Here is a 15,448-nt window from a genome sequence, read left to right on the forward strand (position 1 = left end):
AACTCCGGAGCCACGCAATCACGATATCCGTGCCGCATTGAGCGACCTGGACGGCGCGCGCGCGTGGATGGCGTCCATTTGCGGCCCGCACGGCTTGCAGGTCAGCCGTCCGGAGCGGCTGCGCTTTCATCAGTCCGGCACCGTGCTGCGCTCGATGGCGACGACGATCGGCTACGTCGAGTACGGCACCGACGTCACGGTCGCGGTGCGCGAGGACAGTCCGCTGAATTGCTACAGCGTGAGCCTGCCGGTGGTGGGTCAGCAGGAACTGGCCGCGCACGGCAAGCGATGGCTGTCGGACCAGGATCGTGGCGTGATCGTCAGTCCGCAGGAATCGCAGGATCTGGCAATCATGGGCAATTGCCGCAAGCTGCACGTCGCGATTCCGCGCTCCGCGCTTCAGCAGGTGCTGCAGACGATGTTGCAACGCCCGGTCGACGCACCGCTCGTGTTCCAGCCCGATATGGATGCGGCCGCTGGCGATCAGGGCGCGTGGTGGCGCATGATCAAGTTCCTGGCCGGCGAGATGGAGCGCTCGGGGCCGTCGCTGGGGCAGCTTTATATGTCCAGCGAACTCGAACTGACGTTGCTGAAGGGGCTGCTGCTGTCGCAGCCGCATAACTACTCAGTGCAACTGGCCAATGCGTCGGCGCAGACGCCGCCGCATTATCTGACCCGCGCGCGCCAGTTCATTCACGACAACGCGCGCGAGCCGATTGCACTCGAAGACATCGAGCGCGCGGCCGGCGTGTCGCGCTTCAAGCTGTTCGACGGCTTCCGCGAGTATTTCGGCTGCGCGCCGATCGCGTATCTGAAGCGCTACCGGCTCGAATCGGTGCGGCGCGATATTCTCGAAGACCGCTCGGTGCGCAATATCTCATCGGTTGCGCTGAGCTGGGGGATGTCGCATCTGGGGCGTTTCTCGACCGAGTACAAGGCGATGTTCGGCGAGTCGCCGTCCGATACGCTGAAGCGCGCGATCAAGCGCTAGGTCGAAACTCGTATCAAGCTCATATAAACGCACCGGGTTCAAACGAAACTGTCCCGCCCCATCGCTTCACGACGGAACGGGACAGGGAACGAGACAGTTGAGCACGCGAAGTAAAAACGCCGCCTAGCGTGCGTTGCTTTCGCCGAACTTCTCGTAGTAGAGCCGGTAGTCCTCGATACGCTGGTCCGTGAGCCAGGTCTTGATCGCTTCGACCATCGGCGGCGGACCGCACACGTACATATCGAAGCCGTTCGATTCGAGGAACGAGCGGTTGAAATGCTCGGGAATCAAACCGGTCTTGCCCGACCATTCCGGCGCCGCGTTCATCACGACCGTTTCGACCGCGAATCCTTCGATGCTCGCCTTATAGCCGTTGATGCGCTCGGTCTCGCACAGATCGCCCGCATTGGTGACGCCGTAGTACAGGTGCACCGGATGCGCGCAATTACGTTTCGCGGAGATGTCGTCGAGCATGCCGAGAAACGCCGACAGACCCGTGCCGCCCGCGACCATCACGAGCGGACGCTCGATCTGGCGCAGATAGAACGCGCCGAGCGGCGCTTCGAACTCGATCGTGTCGCCGGCCTTGCAGCGTTCGCGCAGATAGTTGCTCATCACGCCGTTGGGCAGCAAACGAATCAGGAACTGCAATTCGTTGCGCCCGTTCGGGTGATTGGCGAACGAGTATGAACGCCATTCGTCGGTGCCCGGCACCTTGACGCGCGCATACTGCCCCGGCAGAAAATCGAGCTGCTGCGGATGCGCGCTCGCGTCGATGCGCAGGATCGCGGTGGTCGCCGACACCAGTTCGACTGCTACCACCTTGGCGCTGACCGTATTCGTGCCGGCGCCTTCGCACAGCGTCGAATCGAAGTCGAAGTAAAACGACGCATCCGACTTCACGCGCGTCTGGCACGACAGGATCTTGCGTTGCGCGAGGTCTTCCTCGCTGAGCGCATCCTCGTCGACGTAATCGAGCGTGTACTCGCCCGATTCGCAGCGGCCCTGACAGGTGCCGCACACACCTTCGCGGCAGTCGAGCGGAATGTTCACGCCGTTTCGCAGCGCCGCGTCGAGCAGCAGCTCGTTCGGGCTGACGTCGAAGAACGCGGTTTTGCCGTCGGCAAAGCTCAACGCGACCTTATGTTTCATCGTCGTGCTCCCGGCTCACAGATGGTAGAAATCCAGCACCGCGTTGATGTGGTCGTTCAGCAGCAGCACATGCTTGCGCGTGATCTTCCAGCTATCGCCCGACGGTTTCAGGTCGTATGTCGCGCGGCCATAGAAGTAGTCGGTCGAGCCGTGACGCGTGTACATCGTCGACCAGTTGACGGCTGCTTCAACGAGCGAATCGTCGCGTTCGCTCAGACGTACGTTGCTGATCTGATGCATCGTGCGCGGCAGCGGTGTCGACGCGGCCGACTTGCCGGTGCGCAGCCGGAACACGCGGTCTTCGAGGCCGGTGCGATCCGAGTAGTAAATCAGCGACATGCCCTGCTTCGGATCGGTTGTGTACACATGCTCCGAATCCCACTGCGGCACATGGAACTCGCTCTGCTGATCGAACAGATCGACGTACTCGTCCCATTGCTGCCTGTCGCACAGATCGGACTTCAGATACAGAAACTGCTCGATGGAGTGTTGGAGTTGGCTCATGCCTGCTCTCCCTGCGATTCGTTGGTTTTAGCGAGGCCCTTGAGGATCGTGTCGCGCCACGTGCCGTGCTGGTTCACGTACAGCCCTTCGTGGGTAAATTCGGTGCCGGTGATATTCGGCGCGATGCCGAGCAGCGTCGTACTCGCGGTCGCGCTGGTTTGCCACTTGTGATGACCGCGCGAGATATCGCTCCAGCGTTCGAGCCGCGCCTGAAAGCCACGCTGCTGTTCGCGGAATTCGACGAGGTCATCGGGCGTGCCCATACCGGACACGTTGAAGAAGTCTTCGAACTGGCGGATGCGGCTTTCGCGATCCTTCGCCGATTCACCCTTCACGCCGATGCACTGGCTGATGATCTCGGTCTTGTTCCATGCAACCGGGCGCACGATGCGCAACTGCGAGCTGATCTGATCCATGAAGAACAGGCTCGGATACACGTTCAGATTGCGCAGTCGATGCATCATCCATTCGGCTTTCTGCTGGCCGTGTGCTTCGACGAGACGCGGCATCACGCTCGTGTAGCCGGGGCGGACGTCCGGGTTCGGCATATCGCTGAACAGCACGCTATGGCCGTTTTTAAACGCGAACCAGCCGTCGTCGGTTTCCGCGTCGCCCGCGCCGAGCTTGCTGTAATCGAGCGTGCCGCCCGGCGTGTCGCCTTTCTTCGCGTTCGATTCCTGGCGATGCTGGACCGTCGCGACGTAGTTGTAGTGCACGGTGCTCACGTGATAGCCGTCGAGACCGTTTTCGTTCTGCAGCTTCCAGTTGCCGTCGAACGTGTAGGTCGACTTGCCCGGCAGCACTTCGAGTTCGCCGGTCGGCGATTGCGCGACCATCATGTCGAAGAAGATGCGCGCGTCGCCCAGGTACTCTTCGAGCGTGTCGGTGCCGTCGACATCGAGGCTCACGAACACGAAGCCCTTGTAGCTCTCGATACGCGCCTTTTTCAGGCCCCGCACCGATTTGTCGAAGTCGTCGCAGTACTCGCCCGGGGCCTTCACCTTCACGAGGCGTCCGTCGCTCTTGTAGCACCACGCGTGGAACGGGCAGGTGAACGTCGACTGGTTGCCCTTGGTCATGCGCGTGAGCGTCGCGCCGCGATGCTGGCACGCGTTGATCATCGCGTTCAGATTGCCGGAGCCGTCGCGCGTGACGATCAGCGGCTGGCGGCCCGCGCGCATCGTGATGAAATCGTTGTTGTTGGCGATTTCGCTTTCGTGGCACGCATAGATCCAGGCCTTCTCGAAGATGTGCTCCATCTCGAGCGAGAACAGCTCGGGTTCGGTAAACATCTCGCGGGCAATCCGGTACACGCCTTCCGCGGGCCGGAAGTCCACACAACCGCTGACGAATTCACTCCATTCGGAGGCGCTGCGCTTTTCGCTAACCTTCTCGCTCATGATGTGTCCCACTCCTTGTTCAATCGTTTGAATATCGATGGACCCGATTGAATACCCAATCGGCGGGGCGAACTATCCAGTCAGTTGGCATTTGCTATCCGATTAATGCGGCCGGCCCGGCGGGGCGGTTGCATAGTCAGCCGGCATGACTGTCGCGATGGCCGGATCGGCTTGACTGGCGGGCGTCACGCGGATTTCGCGCCGACCATGCGCGCGGCATTGGGGCAAACCCGCAAAATAGGTCTATTCGGCCGTTTGTGGGGCGGTGGCGTCTGCTACGCTAACGGTTCACAGGTTGCGATCCTGGGGTAATTACCGAGGCGCGGCCGTTTCTTTACGCGCGTGGTGCAGCGCCTTGCAGAACGAACAGCGAATGGTGACGCGTCGACCGAACGCCGTGATTGCGATCAGCATCGTGCTAGCGGGCGCGATTCTGGCGATCGCCGTTTTGCTGCTCGCGCAGATGCGCGATGACGCGCTGCGGCGCGCGCAGGACGCGGTCTTCAACGTGTCGCTGCTGGTCGAACGCGACGTGTCGCGCAATCTGGAGATCTACGATCTGTCGCTGCGCGCGGTGATCGACGGGCTGAACCAGCCGGGCGTGCTCGAACTGCCGCCGAAAATCCGCCAGATGGTGCTGTTCGACGGCTCGATCAGCGCGAAGGACATGGGCTCGGTGTTCGTGCTCGACGAACACGGCAACGTGCGCTTCGATTCGCGCGAACTGGTGGCAACGCCGCTCAATCTCGCCAATCGCGACTACTTCAAGGTGCAGCGCGATTCGCCCGACGCGGGCCTTTTCATCAGCCATCCGTTCAACCCGAGTGGCCGCGAAGAGGACTTGCGGATCGCGCTGAGCCGGCGCATTTCGCGGCCGGACGGCAGCTTCGGCGGCGTGGTGGTCGGCACGTTGCGCCTCACCTATTTTCACCGGCTGTTTGACGGCATGAAGCTCGGGCCGAGCGGCTCGATGGCGCTGATGCTCGCCGACGGCACGATGCTGATGCGCCGTCCGTACGATCCGAAAACGATCGGCATCAACCTGACCGGCACCGCGAACTACACGCGTTTCGTGCAGCGGCCGAGCGGCGACTTCTTCGGCACGGCGGCGATCGATCACGTCGAGCGCTGGTACGCGTTCCGCCATATCGACGCCTATCCGCTAATCCTCGACGTCGCGCTGTCGACGCGCGATATCTACGTGCAGTGGCGGCGGCGCGCATGGATCATCGGCACGCTGATCGGCGCGCTCGACCTGACGATCATCGCGCTCGCGATCCTGTTTTCGCAGCAATTGCGGCGCCGCCGCGAGGCCGAGGAAGAACTGCACGAACTCGCGCGCACCGACGGGCTGACCGGGCTGAACAACCGCCGCAGTTTCGAGGAGCATCTGAACGAAGAGTGGCGCCGCGCGCAGCGTAACGGCTGGCCGCTGTCGCTGCTGCTGATCGACGTCGACTACTTCAAAAACTTCAACGATCTGTACGGCCATCCAGCGGGCGACGAAGCGCTGATCGGCGTGGCGCGCTGCATCGCCGACGGCATCCGGCGTCCCGGCGATACCGCCGCGCGCTACGGCGGCGAGGAGTTCGCGGTGTTGCTGCCGGATACCGACGAGGCGGGCGCGCTGTGCATCGCCGGGAAAATTCGCGCGGCGGTCGAGGGACTGCAGTGCCGCCATGTGGCGAGCGCGCATCACGTGCTGACGGTCAGCGTCGGCGCGGCGACCGCGCACGGCCTCGCGATCGCGACGTATCGCGCGCTGGTCGATGCCGCCGACGAAGCGCTGTACCACGCGAAAGACGCCGGACGTAACCGCGTGATGAGCTATCTCGCGAGTGCGGATGACGCTCATGCCGAGGGCGACGCCGTTACACCGGATATCAACCGGCGGGGCGCCGATTGACGCACGCGTCGGCCCACTTAGTGGGCAGCGCTGGCGCGACCGGTGCGACATCGCGCTTTGCAACCCGGCTTTGCACTCCAGCTTTTCGCGCCGGCTTTTCAACTCCGCTTGTCAGTCCTTATTGCTCTTCGTAAACTCGCGCGTAACCTGCCGGCCGCTACGCGATAACGCGTAAGCCGCGCCCCACGCGCCGACCCAAGAGGAGAACCCCCGCGATGGCCGAATCCTATTTCCCCCGCTGGCGCCGCCAGCCCGCCGCCGCCGAGGGCAGCATCGTCGGCATCGACGAACGGCTCGGGTGGCCGCAGATGTTCGCGATGGGCATCCAGCACGTCGTCGCGATGTTCGGCTCAACGGTGCTCGCGCCGCTGCTGATGGGCTTCGATCCCAATCTGTGCATCTTCATGTCGGGGATCGGCACGCTGCTGTTCTTCGTGCTGGTGGGCGGGCGCGTGCCGAGCTATCTCGGTTCGAGCTTTGCGTTCATCGGCCTCGTGATCGCGGTGACCGGCTACGGCGGCCACGGCACGAATCCGAATATTCCGGTCGCGCTGGGCGGCATCATCGCGTGCGGCGTCGTGTATGGCGTGATCGGCCTGATCGTGTCGGCGGTCGGCACGCGCTGGATCGAAACGCTGATGCCGCCGGTCGTGACCGGCGCGATCGTCTGCGTGATCGGCCTGAATCTCGCGCCGATCGCCGTGCATGGCGTGAGCGGCAGCAACTTCGATTCGTGGATGGCGCTCGTGACGGTGCTGTGCGTCGGCGCGGTCGCGGTGTTCGCGCGCGGCATGCTGCAGCGTCTGTTGATCCTGATCGGCCTCCTGGTCGCCTACGTGATCTACGCGATCGTGACCAATGGCCTCGGCATGGGCAAGCCGATCGATTTCTCGATTGTCGCGAACGCCGCCTGGTTCGGCATGCCGCACTTCACGTCGCCGGTGTTCGATCCGCACGCGATGACGCTGCTCGCGCCGATCGCGGTGATTCTCGTCGCCGAAAATCTCGGCCACATCAAGGCGGTCAGTGCGATGACCGGGCAGAACCTCGACCGCTATATCGGCCGCGCGTTTCTCGGCGATGCGCTCGCGACCATCGTGTCCGGCTTCGCGGGCGGCACCGGCGTCACGACCTACGCGGAGAACATCGGCGTGATGGCGGTGACGAAGATCTACTCGACGCTGGTGTTCGTGATCGCCGCGGTGATCGCGCTGGTGCTCGGCTTCTCGCCGAAGTTCGGCGCGGTGATCCAGACGATTCCGGGGCCGGTGCTGGGCGGCGTGTCGATCGTCGTGTTCGGGCTGATCGCGGTGACCGGCGCGCGCATCTGGGTCGTCAACAAGGTGGACTTCTCGAATAACCGCAATCTGATCGTCGCCGCCGTGACGCTCGTGCTCGGCGCCGGCGACTTCTCGCTGAAGCTCGGCGGCTTCGGGCTCGGCGGGATCGGCACCGCGACGTTCGGCGCGATCATCCTCTATGCGCTGCTGAGAAGGAATCCGCAGGGGCCGGTGGCCTGAGGGTGCGCGTGAGCGGCGAGCCTGCTACCGCTTGCGCGCGGTCAGCGCCGTCTCCGACAGGTCCACTTCGCGCATCAGCTTGTTCAGCGTCTCGTCGTTGATCTGCTGCGTGCCGCGCAGATCGAGCAGCGCGCGGCGCTCGGCGCGCATCGCCGCGAGCTTCATGCGGAATTCGAGCGCGTCGGCGCGGCGCGCGAGTTCGCGCCGTTCCTGTTCGTCATCGAGCGTCGCGAGACGGCGGCGGTACACGTCCATCACTCGCGCGGTCACATCGGCCGCATACGCCGCCGCCGATTCTTCGAGGTCCGCGCACTCGGTATCGTGGATGTCGTCGACCGCGCGAATCGCCGCCTGCGCGGCCAGCGTGCGCGCGAGCGCTTCCTCGGCGGCGTGTGGATCCTTGCCGCGCCGCCAGCCGCGCAGCAACAGCGGCAATGCGCCGACCGCGACCAGCAGCGACAGCAGGATCACGCCCGACGCGATGAAGATCGCGACATCGCGTCCCGGCAGCGGCGTGCCGTCCGGCAGCAGTTCGGGCAGCGACAGCACGCCCGCGAGCGTCACCGCGCCGCGCACGCCGGCCACCGTCGTCACCGACACCATGCGCAGCCCCGGCACGGCGTTCGCGACGCCGTGCTTCGCCGCGCCGCGGCTCGCGAACCAGCGCAGCAGCCATACCCACACGAAGCGCATCGCATACAGCGCAATCGCGACCGCGACGATATAGCCGATCAACAGGCCGACCTGCGCGTCGCTGGTTTCGTGCGCGTCGAGCAGCGCGCTGCCGAGAATGTGCGGAAACTGCAGCCCGAGCATGATGAACACCATGCCGTTGAACACGAACTCGATCATCGTCCAGGTGTTGCTCGCGCGCACCCGCGACGACACCTGCCACGCGTTCGCGACGCTTGCGTAGTTCATCGTCATGCCGGCCGACACCGCGGCGAGGATACCCGACAGCTCGAAGCGCTCGGCGCTCAGATAGGCGGCGAACGGAATCAGCAGCGTCATCACGACGCCGGGTGCCGGGTCGCCTTCTTCGGCGAGATTCAGAAAACGCGTGGACACGAAACTGAACAGCGCGCTCACCGCCGCGCCGACCGCGAGGCCGCCCACCGCGATGATCACGAAGCTGATCGACGCCTCGCGCAGCGAAAACGCGCCGGTCAGCGCGGCGGCGATCGCAAACTTCAGCGCGACGAGACCCGACGCGTCGTTCATCAGCGCCTCGCCTTCGAGGATGTGCATCAGATGCCCCGGAATCTTGCCCTTGCCGGCGATGCCGGACAGCGCGACCGCGTCGGTCGGCGACAGCACGGCGGCGAGTGCGAACGCGACCGGCAACGAGATCTGCGGCACGAGTGCATGCACGAAATAGCCGACCACCAGCACGGTCATGAACACGAGCCCGAGTGCGAGCATCAGGATCGCGCGGCGCGCCATGAAGAATTCGCGCTTCGGGATGCGCCAGCCATCCGCGAACAGCAGCGGCGGGATGAACAGCAGCATGAAGATTTCCGGATCGAACTTCACGTGCAGATCGAGCCGTGGCCACGCGAGCAGCGCGCCGATCGCGATCTGCGCAAGCGGCAGCGGCAGCCTGAACGGCAGCGTGCGGCTCAGGATGCCGGACGCCGCGACCGCGAGCAGCAGAATCAGGACGGTGAAGACAATTTCCATCGGATGTTCCGGGCGGATGAAGGGGTTGCTTTGGAGAACGGCGCGGCGTGTATCGCTTGCGTGATCGAAGCCGCTGATGCCAGGCGCTGAGGCAAGGCGCCGCGACGCGCAGGGTCGAGTGTAGCCCGGCGGCGCGCGCCGCTTGCCGCCGCGTTCGCACAACGCGTGTGCGTGGCTTGTGTCACGTGCGGTGCTCACGCCGCGCGCGATCCATTGCTGCTGGGCCGTTTGCATCATCGCGCACCGAAACGGTGCGGCCCGTGCCCGCGCGCGGCCCACGCGCGGTGCAGCCGGTGCCGAGTTCGCGCATCAAATGCCGTGCTATGTGCGCCAGCGTGCGCATGGAGCTTGCTTAACTCTGATCAATAACGCACATTTTTAGAACCGCCGCCTGTCCGTCTCCCGCTCGGAGCGGCCGGTTCCTGCGTGAGGGGATTGGATGACGATTGCGCAACAGGACAGAGCGGCGAGCGCGCCGCACGGCTTCGAGGTCGAAGTGGCCTCGGGGCTTCATCGCTATTCGGTGCAGCATGGCGAGCTGACGCTCACGAGCGTTTTCCAGCCGATTTTCAGCCTGTCGCATATGCGGGCGGTCGGCTATGAGGGACTGCTGCGCGCGCACGACGTGCTCGACCGCGCGGTGTCGCCGCTCGACGTGTTCGGCGAAGCCGCGCGCGTCGGCGAAGCGCTGCAACTCGACCGGCTCGCGCAGACGCTGCATCTGGAAAACTTCAGGATGCTCGGCGCCGAGCGCGAATGGCTGTTTTTGAACGTGAACCCCGGCGTGCTGCTCGATCCGTATCTGGCGGCGGCCCTGCTCGCGAATCTGCGGCGGCTCGATCTGTCGCCGCGGCGCGTCGTGCTCGAAGTCCTCGAGCAGCGCGCTGAAGATATCGACCGTCTCGCGGATGCGGTGCGTGAGTTTCGCGAGCGCGGCTTCCTGATCGCGCTCGACGATTTCGGCGCCGGCCATTCGAATATCGAGCGGATCTGGCAACTGAATCCCGATATCGTGAAGCTCGACCGCATCATGCTGTCGCACGGCGGACATCATGCCGATATGACGACGATCCTGCCGGGACTGGTGGCGATGCTGCACGAGGCCGGCAAGCTCGTGCTGATCGAAGGTGTCGAGACCGAGCACGAAGCGCAGATGGCGCTCGCCTGCAATGCGGACTTTGTGCAGGGTTTTTTCTTCGGCCGGCCGAATCCGGGACCCGCCGACGCGGTGCACGCGGCGGCCTGCATCGGCGAAGTCACCGAGCGTTATCGCGAGCATGCCGAAGCGCGCGAGCGCCGTGGCGCGAGCCGTCTCGCTCCGTATCTGCGCGCGTTCGAGCGCGCCGCCGAACGGCTGGCCGCAGGCGAACCGCTCGACGAAGTGTGCTGGAATTTCCTTGCGCTCGATCACGCGGCGCGCTGCTTCTTGCTCGATGCGAAGGGGCGCCAGGCGGGCCGCAATGTCGTGTTGCGCGCCGATCGCGCCGCGCATGAAACGCGCTTTTTGCCGCTCGCGGACGCGCAGGGGGCGAACTGGCTGCGGCGCCCGTATTTCAGCGCCGCGATCAATGCGCCGGAACGCGTGCATGTGACGCAGCCGTATCTGTCGATCAACGAGGCGTTGCCGTGCGTGACGTTGTCGATGGCGACGCGCGTCGGCGAGCAGCTCTGCGTGCTGTGCGGCGATATCGACTGGGTCGACGAGTAGCAGGACGAGTAGCTCGACGGGTGGCGCGGTTCTGCGATGATGTCGTTTTCAACGACACCGGGTTGGCTTCATGTCCGTGCTGCTGGAAGTGATTGCGACGACCGTCGCCGATGCGCGCGCCGCCGAACAGGCCGGCGCCGACCGTCTCGAACTCGTGACTGCGATGGGCGAGGGCGGCCTGACGCCGAGCGTCGGCTTGATCGAGGCCGTCGTCGTCGCGGTGCAAATTCCCGTCAACGTGATCGTGCGGCCGCATAGCCGCTCGTTTGTCTACGATGCCGACGACTATGCGGTGATGCAGCGCGACATCCGCGCGGTGAAGGCGGCGGGCGCGAACGGCATCGTGATCGGCATGCTCGACGCGCATCGCGCGATCGACCGCGAAGCGCTGAAGCGTGCCTGCGATGCCGCCGACGGATTGGCGATCACGTTCCATCGCGCGTTCGATGAAACGCGCGATCTGCGCGAAGCGCTCGACGTGCTGCTCGATTTCGATGCGGTGACCAACGTGCTGACGTCGGGCGGAAAGCCGTCGGTGCTGCAAGCGGAAACGATGATCGGTGAGCTGGTGCGGCAAGCGTCCGGTTCGCGCTGCACGATACTCGCGGGCGCGGGTTTGACGATCGATGCGGTGGCGGGTTTTGTGGCCGCGACTGGTGTCGAAGCCGTGCATTTCGGCTCGGGCGTGCGTGTGGACGGCAACGGCCTCGCGCCCGTTGACCCTGCGAAGGTCGCGAAGGTGAGGGCGCTGCTCGATGCGACCGACAGTGCGACGGCGCGCTGACGTGTAAAGCTCACGGCTGAAAAAAAAGCCGCTTCGGCATTGAAACCGAAGCGGCTTTTTGCAAGAGCATCATGTCGCGACATCGACTGCCGCGAACGGTTTTTACTTCGCGACCACCACCGGAATCCCGCGCAACTGTCCGGCGCCCTTCATCTCTTCGAGCGACTTCTTCACCGCCGCACCGGTTGCCGCATCGATGCCGAGGCGAGCCGCAACATCGCGCTCGCCACGCTTCACGCCCGCGAGATTCGCGAGTTTCACATGACCGTAGCCGCGCACGCGTGCGTGCAGGTCGGCGAGTTTCGCGACGTCATCGAGCGTGTTCGCGTTGAGCTTCGACAGCGCGCGCTGCATCGTGATCTCGTAGTCGCTTGCGAGTTCGCGCTCCATCTTGCGTTCGAGCGTGCGGCCGAACGGATCGAGCGCCGTGCCGCGCAGACCACGCCATTTCGCAAGCAGGCCGAGCACCGGCCACATCCATTGACCGAAGGTTTTCTTCGTCGGCGCGACGCCAGGCTGCGCGCGCGTGAGCGTCGGCGGCGCGAGGTTGAAGCTGATGCTGAAGTCCTTGCCCGCGACGCCCTCGAACTGCGTTTCGAGCGCTTCGCGGAACGCGGCGTCGGTATGCAGACGCGCGACTTCGTATTCATCCTTCACCGCGAGCAGACGATAGAACGTCGTCGCGACCGCGCGCGTCAGGCGCTCGCTCGCGGCGTCGACTTGCGTTTCCGCGCGGCGCGCCGCATCGACGAGCGCCCGATAGCGCTTCACATAAGCCGCACCGCCATACGTCAGCAGACGCCCTTCGCGATGCGCGATCAGTTCGTCGAGCGTATCGACGCGCACCGCTGCGGGCGCGGCCAGATGACGCGCCTGCCACAGCGCTTCGAGCGCGGCCGGGTCGGCGGCGGCCATGCGGCCGATCGAGAACGCCAACTGGTTCATCTGCACCGCGACGTTGTTCAGTTCGATCGCGCGCATCATCGCGGCGAACGATACCGGCACGAGCCCCAGTTGCCACGCGAAACCGAGCATCAGGATATTGGCGCCGATCGTATCGCCGAGAAAGCGCGTCGCGAGCGCTTGCGCGTCGCACGTCGACATCCGTTCGGTGCCCGCCGCGTGACGCATCTTGTCGATCAGCGCGTCGGCGTGCAGCGTCGCGTCCGGGTTCTGCACGAAGCTCGCGTTCGGGATCGCATGCGTGTTGACGACGATGCGCGTGCGGCCATGCCGCACCGTCTGCAATGCATCGGCGCTCGCGCCGACCACCATGTCGCAGGCGAGCAGCACGTCGGCCTGCTGCGTGTCGATGCGCACCTGGTTCAGCCATTCGTCGCGCGCGGCGAAGCGCACGAACGACAGCACCGAGCCGCCTTTCTGCGCGAAGCCCATGAAATCGAGCACCGACGCGCTCTTGCCTTCCAGATGCGCGGCCATGCTAATCAGCGCGCCAACGGTCACGACACCGGTGCCGCCGACGCCCGTCACCAGAATGTCGTACGGCGCGGCATCGAGTTGCGTGGTGGGCAGCGGCAAGCCGGCGACGTGCGCGGCGAGCGCTTGCGGATCGAACGCGACGCCCGCGGCTTTCTTCAGCTTGCCGCCGGCGACGGTGACGAAGCTCGGACAGAAGCCGTTCACGCACGAGTAGTCCTTGTTGCATGACGACTGGTCGATACGGCGCTTGCGGCCGAGCGTGGTTTCCACCGGTTCGACGGAAAGACAGTTCGACTGCACGCCGCAATCGCCGCAGCCTTCGCACACTTCCTCGTTGATGAAGAGCCGCTTGTCCGGATCGGGGAATTCGCCTTTCTTGCGACGACGCCGTTTTTCGGCCGCGCAGGTCTGGTCGTAGATCAGCACGGTCACGCCGTCGGTGTCGCGTAGCTCGCGCTGCACGGTGTCCATTTCGCTGCGGTGATGGAACGTCGTGCCTTGCGGAAACTGACCGTGATGGCCGTCGTATTTCTCGGGTTCGTCGCTGACCACGACGAAGCGCGATACACCCTCGGCTTCCACCTGACGCGCGATCTGCGGCACCGAAATGCTGCCGTCGACCGGTTGGCCGCCGGTCATCGCGACCGCGTCGTTATAGAGGATCTTGTAGGTGATCGTCGCCTTCGCGGCGACCGCCTGGCGAATCGCGAGAATGCCGGAGTGGAAGTAGGTGCCGTCGCCGAGATTCTGGAACACGTGGCGCGTTTTCGTGAACATCGAATGCGACGCCCAGTCGACGCCTTCGCCGCCCATCTGGATCAGGCCGGTGGTGTCGCGCTCCATCCACGAGGCCATGAAGTGACAGCCGATGCCCGCGTGCGCGATCGAGCCGTCCGGCACTTTCGTCGACGTGTTGTGTGGGCAGCCGGAGCAGAAGTACGGCGTGCGCTTTACGCTGTCCGCCGCATTCGACAGGATTTGCGGCGCGACCAGATCGACCACGCGCTCACGCCGGTCGAGCGCGGGCTTGTGCTTCGCGAGCCAGTTCGCGAACACCGGCAGGATACGCGACGGACGCAGCTCGCCGAGCGCGGACAACAGTGGCGTGCCGTCTTCGGCGTTCTTGCCGATTACGGCCGGCCGCGTGCCTTGCGTGCGGTTGTACAGATAGTCCTTGATCTGCTGCTCGATGACGGGACCCTTTTCCTCGATCACGAGCACTTCGGTGAGACCGGAGACGAACGCGTCGATGCGCGTCATCTCCAGCGGAAACGACAGGCCGACCTTGTAGATGCGCACGCCGGCCGCGTCGAGATCGGCGAGCGTCAGATCGAGCCGGCGCAGCGCTTCCATCAGGTCCAGATGCGCCTTACCGCAAGTCACGATGCCGACGTTCGCGTGCGGGCTCGGCGCGACCCATTTGTCGATGCTGTTCACGCGCGCGAAGTGGCGCACCGCGTCGAGCTTTGCATGCAGGCGCGCTTCGATCGTCAGGCTCGGCAGATCGGGCCAGCGGTTGTGCAGACCGCCGGCGGGCGTGTCGAAATCTTGCGGCACGCTCCATTCGGTTTGCAGCGCATCGAGATCGACGGTCGAGCCCGATTCGACGGTCTCCGAGATCGCCTTGTAGCCGACCCACGCGCCCGAGAAGCGCGACAGCGCCCAGCCGTACAGGCCGAATTCGAGCATGTCGGCGATGTTCGACGGATTTACGACCGGCATATGCCACGCCATCATCGCGAAGTCGCTCTGATGCGGCATCGACGACGACACACAGCCGTGGTCGTCGCCGGCCACCACCAGCACGCCGCCATGCGGCGACGAACCGTATGCGTTGCCGTGCTTCAGCGCGTCGCCCGCACGGTCGACGCCGGGACCCTTGCCGTACCACATCGCAAACACGCCTTCGACGGTGCGCTCCGGGTCCGCTTCGACACGCTGCGTGCCGAGCACCGCGGTGCCGCCGAGTTCCTCGTTGATCGCGGGCAGAAAGCGGATGTCGCTCGCGGTGAGCAGTTTTTTCGCCTTCCACAACTGCTGGTCGACCATGCCGAGCGGCGAGCCGCGATAGCCGCTGATGAAGCCGGCGGTATTCAGCTCGTGCTTCTGGTCGAGCGCGCGCTGCATCAGCGCGAGACGTACGAGCGCCTGTGTGCCGGTCAGAAAGATCCGGCCGCGCGTCGCGGTGAGATTGTCGGATAGCCGGTAGTCGGCGAGAGCGGGCGTGCCGTCGATGGGCAGGCGGGCGGTCATGGGCGAATCTCCTGTCGATCGAAGTTGGTGCGGAGCACTGACGCCGATCCCATGCAAGGGTGTGTTCATTGTTCCGCGCGCGCGGTGGTGGGGCCACGGATGCGCGCTGC

General features: G+C 64.8%; 10 protein-coding genes. 5 read left to right on the plus strand and 5 right to left on the minus strand.

Translation table 11 applies throughout. The features are described 5' to 3' along the window. The first annotated feature begins 37 nt into the window (after nucleotides 1-37). A complete protein-coding gene (locus L0U82_RS01145; protein WP_233827925.1) occupies nucleotides 38-991 on the plus strand; it encodes an AraC family transcriptional regulator in 954 nt (317 codons plus the stop codon). Between the two features lie 123 nt (nucleotides 992-1,114). On the opposite strand, the gene antC is transcribed toward L0U82_RS01145, so the two are convergent. The 3 genes from antC to antA are packed head-to-tail and all read right to left on the minus strand — an operon-like array spanning nucleotide 1,115 to nucleotide 4,047. After that, nucleotides 1,115-2,143: an anthranilate 1,2-dioxygenase electron transfer component AntC gene (gene antC, locus L0U82_RS01150; RefSeq protein WP_233827926.1), complete on the minus strand. Its 1,029-nt coding sequence runs from the start codon at nucleotides 2,141-2,143 to the stop codon at nucleotides 1,115-1,117. A gap of 15 nt (nucleotides 2,144-2,158) precedes the next feature. After that, on the minus strand, nucleotides 2,159-2,647 hold the full coding sequence (gene antB, locus L0U82_RS01155; RefSeq protein ID WP_233827927.1) for an anthranilate 1,2-dioxygenase small subunit: 489 nt from the start codon (nucleotides 2,645-2,647) through the stop codon (nucleotides 2,159-2,161). Further along, the gene (gene antA, locus L0U82_RS01160; RefSeq protein WP_233827929.1) at nucleotides 2,644-4,047 is read right to left on the minus strand and encodes an anthranilate 1,2-dioxygenase large subunit; all 1,404 of its coding nucleotides are present in this window, start codon (nucleotides 4,045-4,047) and stop codon (nucleotides 2,644-2,646) included. The genes antB and antA overlap by 4 nt, the downstream gene beginning before the upstream one ends. A 373-nt stretch (nucleotides 4,048-4,420) precedes the next feature. Between antA and L0U82_RS01165 the strand changes: the two genes are divergently transcribed. Further along, nucleotides 4,421-5,953: a sensor domain-containing diguanylate cyclase gene (locus L0U82_RS01165; protein WP_233827931.1), complete on the plus strand. Its 1,533-nt coding sequence runs from the start codon at nucleotides 4,421-4,423 to the stop codon at nucleotides 5,951-5,953. Between the two features lie 215 nt (nucleotides 5,954-6,168). Continuing rightward, nucleotides 6,169-7,473, plus strand: coding sequence for a solute carrier family 23 protein (locus L0U82_RS01170; protein ID WP_233827933.1), 1,305 nt, complete (start codon nucleotides 6,169-6,171; stop codon nucleotides 7,471-7,473). Between the two features lie 24 nt (nucleotides 7,474-7,497). Here L0U82_RS01170 and L0U82_RS01175 read toward each other — a convergent pair whose 3' ends face one another. Then, nucleotides 7,498-9,153, minus strand: coding sequence for a Na+/H+ antiporter (locus L0U82_RS01175; protein WP_233827935.1), 1,656 nt, complete (start codon nucleotides 9,151-9,153; stop codon nucleotides 7,498-7,500). A gap of 439 nt (nucleotides 9,154-9,592) precedes the next feature. On the opposite strand from L0U82_RS01175, the gene L0U82_RS01180 reads away from it, so the two are divergent. Both L0U82_RS01180 and L0U82_RS01185 read left to right on the plus strand, forming a co-directional pair. Further along, on the plus strand, nucleotides 9,593-10,861 hold the full coding sequence (locus tag L0U82_RS01180) for a sensor domain-containing phosphodiesterase (RefSeq protein ID WP_233827937.1): 1,269 nt from the start codon (nucleotides 9,593-9,595) through the stop codon (nucleotides 10,859-10,861). Between the two features lie 70 nt (nucleotides 10,862-10,931). Further along, nucleotides 10,932-11,645 (plus strand): copper homeostasis protein CutC, encoded by a 714-nt coding sequence (locus L0U82_RS01185; protein WP_233827939.1) that lies wholly within the window; start codon nucleotides 10,932-10,934, stop codon nucleotides 11,643-11,645. A 102-nt stretch (nucleotides 11,646-11,747) separates the two neighbouring features. On the opposite strand, the gene L0U82_RS01190 is transcribed toward L0U82_RS01185, so the two are convergent. Further along, nucleotides 11,748-15,338, minus strand: coding sequence for an indolepyruvate ferredoxin oxidoreductase family protein (locus L0U82_RS01190; RefSeq protein ID WP_233827941.1), 3,591 nt, complete (start codon nucleotides 15,336-15,338; stop codon nucleotides 11,748-11,750). Between the last annotated feature and the right edge of the window lie 110 nt (nucleotides 15,339-15,448).

Origin of the sequence: Paraburkholderia sp. ZP32-5 (assembly GCF_021390495.1) — a bacterium.
GTDB lineage: Bacteria > Pseudomonadota > Gammaproteobacteria > Burkholderiales > Burkholderiaceae > Paraburkholderia.

Coding starts and splice junctions, on each gene's coding strand:
- antC (WP_233827926.1), bottom strand. CDS start 2,143: ATGAAACATAAGGTCGCGTTGAGCTTTGCCGACGGCAAAACCGCGTTC.
- antB (WP_233827927.1), bottom strand. CDS start 2,647: ATGAGCCAACTCCAACACTCCATCGAGCAGTTTCTGTATCTGAAGTCC.
- antA (WP_233827929.1), bottom strand. CDS start 4,047: ATGAGCGAGAAGGTTAGCGAAAAGCGCAGCGCCTCCGAATGGAGTGAA.
- L0U82_RS01165 (WP_233827931.1), top strand. CDS start 4,421: ATGGTGACGCGTCGACCGAACGCCGTGATTGCGATCAGCATCGTGCTA.
- L0U82_RS01170 (WP_233827933.1), top strand. CDS start 6,169: ATGGCCGAATCCTATTTCCCCCGCTGGCGCCGCCAGCCCGCCGCCGCC.
- L0U82_RS01175 (WP_233827935.1), bottom strand. CDS start 9,153: ATGGAAATTGTCTTCACCGTCCTGATTCTGCTGCTCGCGGTCGCGGCG.
- L0U82_RS01180 (WP_233827937.1), top strand. CDS start 9,593: ATGACGATTGCGCAACAGGACAGAGCGGCGAGCGCGCCGCACGGCTTC.
- L0U82_RS01185 (WP_233827939.1), top strand. CDS start 10,932: ATGTCCGTGCTGCTGGAAGTGATTGCGACGACCGTCGCCGATGCGCGC.
- L0U82_RS01190 (WP_233827941.1), bottom strand. CDS start 15,338: ATGACCGCCCGCCTGCCCATCGACGGCACGCCCGCTCTCGCCGACTAC.